This window comes from Pseudomonas sp. AC463, from assembly GCF_979253585.1.
Window position 1 is genome coordinate 1 of sequence record NZ_CEEDDZ010000932.1, and the last position, 251, is coordinate 251.

1 protein-coding gene is annotated in these 251 nt (G+C 74.1%); it reads right to left on the bottom strand.

Annotated features, from left to right (window positions below; genetic code table 11):
- Nucleotides 1-251 (bottom strand): hypothetical protein (locus tag AC0IYH_RS32965; RefSeq protein WP_471838592.1); only part of this gene is annotated, 251 nt, incomplete at both ends.

Below are 251 nucleotides of genomic sequence, written 5' to 3' on the forward strand. Positions count from 1 at the left end.
GTGCAGCAGGACCAGCGCGCCGGCCGCGCCCATCATCGCGAACACCGACCGCGCATCGCCCAGCGCGCGCGCCGCCGCCGGGACGTCGACTGCGGCACCGGCAATTGCGACCAGCGCCGTCCCGCCCATCACCGCCGCGACGATCACATACAGCGCGGCAAGAGATCCGTGGCCGCTGCCCGACCGGCGTACCGATCCCGCCATCATGCCCAGCCACGCCAGGTTGCGGATCGCCGCCGCCAGGTCTGGGC